This is a genomic window from Lacinutrix sp. MedPE-SW, assembly GCF_001874145.1.
Lineage (GTDB): Bacteria > Bacteroidota > Bacteroidia > Flavobacteriales > Flavobacteriaceae > Lacinutrix.
Genome location: NZ_MPCX01000001.1, coordinates 477,952 through 485,730, shown reverse-complemented (window position 1 = coordinate 485,730; position 7,779 = coordinate 477,952). Strand labels below are relative to the sequence as shown.

3 protein-coding genes are annotated in these 7,779 nt (G+C 28.3%); all 3 read left to right on the top strand.

Annotated features, from left to right (window positions below; all coding sequences use genetic code 11):
• Nucleotides 1-179: 179 nt before the first annotated feature.
• A complete protein-coding gene (locus tag BM549_RS02215) occupies nucleotides 180-2,999 on the top strand; it encodes a triple tyrosine motif-containing protein (protein ID WP_290468769.1) in 2,820 nt (939 codons plus the stop codon).
• Nucleotides 3,000-3,241: 242 nt separating this feature from the next.
• Nucleotides 3,242-6,292 carry a TonB-dependent receptor gene (locus BM549_RS02210; RefSeq protein ID WP_290468768.1) on the top strand — a complete coding sequence of 1,017 codons (3,051 nt, stop codon included), beginning with the start codon at nucleotides 3,242-3,244 and terminating at the stop codon, nucleotides 6,290-6,292.
• Between the two features lie 12 nt (nucleotides 6,293-6,304).
• The gene (locus tag BM549_RS02205) at nucleotides 6,305-7,771 is read left to right on the top strand and encodes a RagB/SusD family nutrient uptake outer membrane protein (RefSeq protein ID WP_290468767.1); all 1,467 of its coding nucleotides are present in this window, start codon (nucleotides 6,305-6,307) and stop codon (nucleotides 7,769-7,771) included.
• Nucleotides 7,772-7,779 lie beyond the last annotated feature (8 nt).

The following is a 7,779-nucleotide window of genomic DNA, read 5'->3' as shown; positions in this document are numbered from 1 at the left end:
ATTCCTACTAATATTTTAAACTATTGATTTTTAGTGTTTTAAATTCGAATTAAAGGAGTTTTAATTTTGTTGTTTTTTAAATAAAAAAAAATAAATCATATTTTTATATTTTATTATATAGCTGTTTTTCTAACTATACAGTTATACAACAAAATTGTATATTGCATTTATACATTATTATGAAAAGATTACATTTATTTTCTATAAAAACCCTATTATTACTAGTCTTTTTCCATTTTTTTTCTTTTTTGTTTGGGCAAGAACAACCGCCAATAAGTACATATACACCACAACAATATCATGCAGAAAATCAAAATTGGGATATTTCTCAATCAGACAATAAGTATATATATATAGCTAATAATTTAGGGTTATTAGAATTTAATGGTGCTAAATGGCAACTTTATAATTCTCCTAATGAAACAATAATGCGATCAGTGGAAGTTGTTGGTAATAAAATTTACACTGGATGTTATATGGAATTTGGTTTTTGGGAAAAAAATAGTTTTGGTAAACTTGAATATACTTCACTATCAAAAACATTAAAAATTCCTTTAGTAGAAGATGAACAAATTTGGCAAATTCTAAACATTAATAATTGGATTTTATTTAGATCTTTAAATAGAATTTATTTGTATGATAGTTTAAATAAGACTTTAAAAATAATTAATTCTAAAACCAGAATTACTGGTATGTTTCAAATTGATGATACAATATATTATCAAGCAATAAATTCTGGAATTTATAAACTTATAAATGGTCAATCTGTTTTACTTACAAATCATATTGATATAGTAAATAAAAATGTTGTAAAAATTTTTAAAGCACAAGGTGGATTACTCTTTTTAACACAAGAAAACGGCTTTTTTACTTATAATAATTCACTTTTAAAGCCATGGAATAATAAAATAAACTTAAACCTAGAAAATTATAGTGTTTACAGTAGTATAAAATTAAAAAACGGAAATTATGCTATTGGTACCATATCAAATGGAGTTATTTTTATAGATGAAAATGGAAATTTTATTGAGAAAGTTGCTCAAGAAAATGGATTAACAAATAATACGGTATTATCGCTTTTTGAGGATATAGATTCAAATATTTGGTTAGCATTAGACAATGGTATTTGCAATATAGATATTGATTCTCCAATTAGAATTTTTAATGATGTAAAAGGAAAATTAGGTACAGTTTACGCTTCTTCAATATTTAATAATAAGCTCTATTTAGGTACAAATCAAGGGTTGTTTTATAAACCTTTAAATGCTAACGAATCTTTTAAATTAATTTCGGGTACTAAAGGACAAGTTTGGTGTTTAAATTTAATTAATAATGAACTTTTTTGTGGACACAATTTAGGAACTTTTATAGTTAAAGAAAATACAGTAGAAAAAATTTCTAATGTTCAAGGCACTTGGTCTATAAAACCATTAGGTAATAATCAAAATAAAATTATTCAAGGAAACTATAACGGTTTAAATATTTTAGAAAAAATAAATAATAAATGGAGTTTTAAAAATAAAATTGAAGGATTCGATATTTCCTCACGTTTTTTTGAATTTATAAACCCTAATCAAATATTAGTTAGTCATGAATACAAAGGCATCTTTAATCTTACCATTAATAACAACTATAATAAAGTAAGCCAAATTACTAAAGATACTACACTAAAAGGAATACACTCTAGCTTATTTAAATACAATAAAAAGATTTATTATGCTTATAATAATGGTGTTTTTAAATATAATAGTGCCTCTAAAAATTTTGAGAAAGATAGTTTGTTAAGTAAAACGTACAATTCTAAAAGCTATGTGTCTGGAAAACTAATTGTAGATGATTCTACAGGAAAATTATGGAGTTTTTCAAAAAACAATATTAATGTAATAACCTCAGGAACATTAAGTAGTACTCCATCTATTAAAAAAATTCAAATCTCTAATAGTCTTAGAAAAGGAGTACCTAGCTATGAAAATGTTTTAAAATTAAACGATTCTAAATATCTTTTTGGCTCGTCTTCAGGTTACTTAACAATAGATTTAACGAATGTTAAAAAAGAGACTTATAATATTTCAATTAATTCTATTGAAGTAAACACCTTAGAAAATAAAATTTCTAAATTAAAAATTGAAGAAAAAGAAATTTTAAAAAATTTCGAAAATAATTTAAGTTTTGAGTACAGTGTTCCTAAATTTAATAAGTTTCAAAATGTTGAATATCAATATCAATTAGTTGGTTTATATAATATGTGGAGCGATTGGTCTTTAAATTCAAAAACACAATATAAAAACTTACCACCAGGAGAATATATTTTTAATGTAAGAGCAAAAATTGGAGAAAATTTAACTAAAAACATTTCTAGTTATACTTTTGAAATAGAAAAGCCTTGGTATTTATCTTCTGTATTTATTGCAATTTATATTATAATTGGGTTGCTATTAATATTGTTAACTCACAAACTATATAATCGCTACTACAAACGTGAAAGAGAAAGATTATTGAAAAAAACTACACGAGAACTTGAACGTAAAGAATTAGAAAATGCACAGCAAATTATGCAATTTCAAAACGAGAAACTTCAAAAAGACATTGAAACAAAAAATAAAGAGTTAGCAAGTTCTACAATGAGTCTAATTAAAAAGAATGAATTTTTAAATAACCTTAAAAAAGAATTAAATGCCGTAGCATTAGGAGATAATATAGCACCAGTTATTAAAATAATAGATAAAAACATAAACAATACAGATGACTGGAAATTATTTCAAGAAGCTTTTAATAATGCAGATAAAGGCTTTATGAAAAAAGTAAAAAGTAAACATCCTAATTTAACTCCTAACGATTTAAAATTATGCGCTTATCTTAGGTTAAATCTATCATCCAAAGAAATAGCTCCATTATTAAATATTTCACCTCGAAGTGTAGAAGTAAAACGATATCGTTTGCGTAAAAAAATGGAGTTACCTCGAGAAACAAGCTTAACAAACTATATTATAGAGTTGTAGCAATGCAACAACTTGTTAAAAAAACCAAACATTACCACTACAACATAGCATTTTTGTAATAAATCTATAACGGTTTTTTAAATTTTAAAATAAAGTTGTATTTCCTACTATTATTAGCTTCTGCAATGATTATTTGACAATTTTAGCCCTTAAAAAATATGATGTATGTTTTTTGTAGCTTAAAATTTTGTTAAATAATCAATTATGTGTCTTAATTTTGAGAATAAGACAAATTAATTCCTATGAAGTTAAAATTAACTACATTATTTAGCATAATATTTTGCTGTTTTTTAAATGCACAAAATATAGATATCTCTGGTACTATATTAGATCAATCAGATAATATGGCTCTAGTAGGCGTAAACATTTTAGTAAAAAATACTAATAAAGGTGTAGTATCAGATTTTGATGGTAACTTTTCAATAAATAATGTTCAAACAGGTTCTACACTTGTCGTAAGTTATGTTGGGTATTCAACTAAAGAAGTTAAAGTATTAAATGCTAATAAACTTAATATTTTATTAAGTGAAGATGCAGCTAAATTAGATGAAGTTGTTTTAGTAGGTTATGGTACACAAAAGAAAAAAGAGATAACAGGTGCTGTTTCTTTAGTAAATTCTGAAACTATAGAAAATTTAAAGCCAACAAGAATAGAGCAAGCTTTACAAGGTCAAGTTGCCGGTGTAAATATAACATCTCAATCTGGTGCTCCAGGTAGCGCGTCAGATATTAGAATTCGTGGTATATCAACAAATGGAGATAATAGACCTTTAATTTTAGTAGATGGTAATGTAATAGAAGATTTAAGTGTAGTAAATCCTGGAGATATAGAAAATATAACAGTTTTAAAAGATGCAACAGCAGGAATATACGGTGTTAGAGCTGCAAACGGTGTTATATTAATAACAACTAAAACAGGAAAAAAAGCAACACCTTTACAATTTGTATACGATGCATATGCTGGTTTTCAACAAACAACAAGACAATTACCATTATTAAATGCAACACAATATGCGTTACTTAGAAATGAAGCAGCTTCAGCAAATGCAGATCCATTACCATTTCCAAATGCAGGTGGTTTAGGTCGTGGTACAGATTGGCAAGATGAAGTGTTTGAAACTGCACCAATATTTAATAATAACATTAATATTAGTGGTGGTACAGAAAAATCTACCTATTCTTTTGGAGCGTCTTTATTAACACAAGATGGTATAGTTGGAGGTAGTAAAGCAAACTTTACACGTTATACTTCAAGATTAAATTTTGGTACAGATATATTAAAAAATTTAAAATTAAAAAGTAGTTTAATCTATACAGGAACTGTTAGAAAATCTCTACCAGAAAATGGATTAGGTTCAGTATTATTTAACGCCGTAAATATAGACCCAACTTTAACAGTTAGGCAGAGTAATGGTAGCTTTACACGAGCAGAAAATTACCCAATAGAGGTAATAAACCCTTTAGCTCAAATCGAATCTATAAACAATAGAACAAAGGTCGATAAACTTAGTGGCGTTTTGGGTTTAAATTATAAGTTTTTAAATCACTTCTCAGCAGAAGTAAATTATCAATGGAACTATTCTGAAGTAAGAAGTAAAGGCTTTTTTCCAATAGCAGACTTTGGAAATGTAGGACCTAGTACAGTATTCGACCGCGACGTAAGCGTAGTAACAGATAGTGAAAATTATTTTAGAGACTACACATTTGATGCTTTTGTAAATTTCGATAAAAGCTTTAAAGACATACATAATGTTAAAGCAACTATTGGTACATCTGTATTTAAAACAACAGGAGATGCTTATGGTAGAACTGGAGTTAATGTAATGGCCACAAACATATCTAATGCTAGTGTAGATGATGCCGAGATAATTACTAATAATTTTATTAATGTAAGTAATAGAATTTTCGATTCTAGATTACTATCTTATTTTGGAAGATTACAATATAATTTTAAAGGTAAATACTTACTCTCAGCAGTTTTAAGACGTGATGGGTCAACTGCTTTCGGACCAAAAAATAAATTTGGCTGGTTTCCATCTACATCAATAGGTTGGGTAGCATCAGATGAAACATTTCTTCAAGACAGTAATACTATAGACTTTTTAAAATTTAGAGGATCATACGGTATATTAGGAAACGATAGAATTCCAGCATTTGCTTTTGAGTCGCTTTTAGATGGCGAAGGTGTTTATGTATTTGATGACGAATTACAATACGGTACAGCTATAGGACGAATTTCAAACCCAGAAATACAATGGGAAGAACAAAAAACATTCGATTTTGGTATTGAAACACGATTATTTAATAATAAAATAAATATTACTGCAGATATTTTTAATAGAAAAACCGAAAACTTATTACTAGTAGTAGAATCTTCAAGAATTTTAGGTAATAGTGCACCAGGAGCAGCAAATCCTGTAGCAAATGCAGGAACTGTTCAAAATAGTGGTTTTGAATTCCAAATTGGATATAATGATAATATTACCAAAGATTTAAAATTTAATGTAAGTTATAATTTTACAACTCTAAAAAATGAAGTATTAGAAGTTAATAACGGTGTTGGTTATGAAGTTGGTGGCTCTTTTGGTATTGGTCAAGCAAATCCACCATCAAGAATGGAAGTAGGACAACCAATAGGTGTATTTTATGGACTTCAAACAAATGGTATTTTTCAAAATCAAGCCGAAGTTGATGCACATCCTTCACAATTAGCATTAGGAGCAAATGCCCAACCAGGAGATATTAGATTTGTTGATGCTAATGGCGATGGAGTTTTAAATGAGGATGATCGCACTTATATAGGTAGTCCAATTCCAGATGTGACTATGGGCTTAAATCTTCAATTAGATTATAAAAATTTCGATTTTCAAACGTATTTATTTGCTTCTATTGGTAACGATATTGTTAGAAATTATGATAGAAACGATCCGGTTACTAATAAAACCACCTATGCTTTAAATAGATGGACAGGTCCAGGAACAACAAATTCAGATCCTAGAGTAACAACCGGCGCTACTGCAAATGGTGTGTTTTCAGATTATTTTGTAGAAGATGGCTCTTTTGTTAGAGCTCAAAATATGCAATTGGGTTATACATTTAATAAAGAAAAATTAGAAAATATAGGATTAAAAAATATTAGAGTTTATGTTTCTGCAAGTAACGTTTTTACACTTACAGAGTATAGAGGTTTTGATCCAACAGCATCTAATGGTGCGCCAATTGGTGGTGGTATAGATCCAGGTTTCTATCCAAACCCAAGAACATTTTTATTAGGAACAAACGTAAAATTTTAAGCTAAGAATAAAATGAAAAATTTAAAATATACAAGTCTATTAATTTTAGCTGCTTTATTTGCTATTTCTTGTAGCGACGATTTTGTAGATGTAAATTCTCAAAATCAAAATTCAGAAGATTATTTCAACTCTGAAGAAGATTATCAAAACGCATTAATTGGAGCATACGATATGTTGCAATCTACATACATGAATGTTTTGTTAGGTGAAATAGCATCAAACAACACATTAGCAGGTGGAGAAAATGCAAATGATGTTCCAGGAATACAACAAGTAGATGATATGATTCACACACCAAATAATGCACAACTTCGTGACATTTGGGGCTGGATGTTTTCTGGTGTAAATAGAGCTAATTATATATTAGAATTTAAAGATAAAATAGATTTTAATGGAAAAGAAAATGTCTTAGCTCAAGCCAAGTTCTTAAGAGCTTATTATTATTTCGAATTAGTAAAATGGTTTGGTGATGTACCTTTAGTAATTGATGAAAGAATTTTATTTGGCACTCAATTTAATGTAGATAGAACACCTAAAAATCAAATTTATGCACAATTAGAAATTGATTTGTTATCTGCAATAGATAATTTACCAGTTGTTCAAGATGAAGTTGGTAGAGTAACAAAAGGTGCAGCTCAAGCACTTTTAGGTAAAATATACTTATATCAAGATAAATTTACAGAAGCTGCTAATGTTTTAGGCACTTTAATAGAAACAGGACCATACGATTTAGTGACAGATTATAATACACTTTTTGAAAACGATAACGAAAACAATATTGAGTCTGTATTCGAAGTACAATACTCAGATTTAGAAGGTGCAGGATTTGGATGTTTACAATGTAGTGAAGGTAATGTAGCTGTTGGTTTTAATGGTATAAGAAACTATTCTGGACCATTATTCGATTCTGGATTTAGTTTTAATGTACCAACTCAAGAAGCTTTTAATGCATTTGAAACAGGTGACTTAAGACGTGATGTAGCAATATTAGATATAGATGCCTGGGCAACAACAACTGGAGCAACATTTGGAACAGGAAACGAACATACAGGATATTTTAATAGAAAATACATTGCTCGTCAAGGAGATTCAAATATTGGAGATGCAAACCTAACAAATCCTAATAATTATAGATCTATTCGTTTTGCAGACGTTTTACTAATGGCAGCCGAAGCAAATAACAGAGGTAATATAAGCGATTCTCAAGCTCTAATTTATTTAAATAGAGTAAGAGAAAGAGCTTTTGGTAATACAGATAATAATATTTCTGCAACAGGTGCAGCACTTACTACAGCAATTTATCACGAACGTAGAGTAGAATTAGTTGGCGAAGGTCATCATTTTTTCGATTTAGTTAGAACAGGTCGTGCATCATCACAAATAGATGGTTTTATTTCAGGTAAAAATGAAGTGTTTCCAATACCATCAATCGAAATAGAATTAACAGGAAACCGTTGGTCTCAAAATCCAGGGTATTAAAAAATAGA

Bases quoted from the DNA above. Each gene is read 5' to 3' on its own strand.
- BM549_RS02205 (WP_290468767.1), top strand. From the start codon at position 6,305: ATGAAAAATTTAAAATATACAAGTCTATTAATTTTAGCTGCTTTATTT.
- BM549_RS02210 (WP_290468768.1), top strand. From the start codon at position 3,242: ATGAAGTTAAAATTAACTACATTATTTAGCATAATATTTTGCTGTTTT.
- BM549_RS02215 (WP_290468769.1), top strand. From the start codon at position 180: ATGAAAAGATTACATTTATTTTCTATAAAAACCCTATTATTACTAGTC.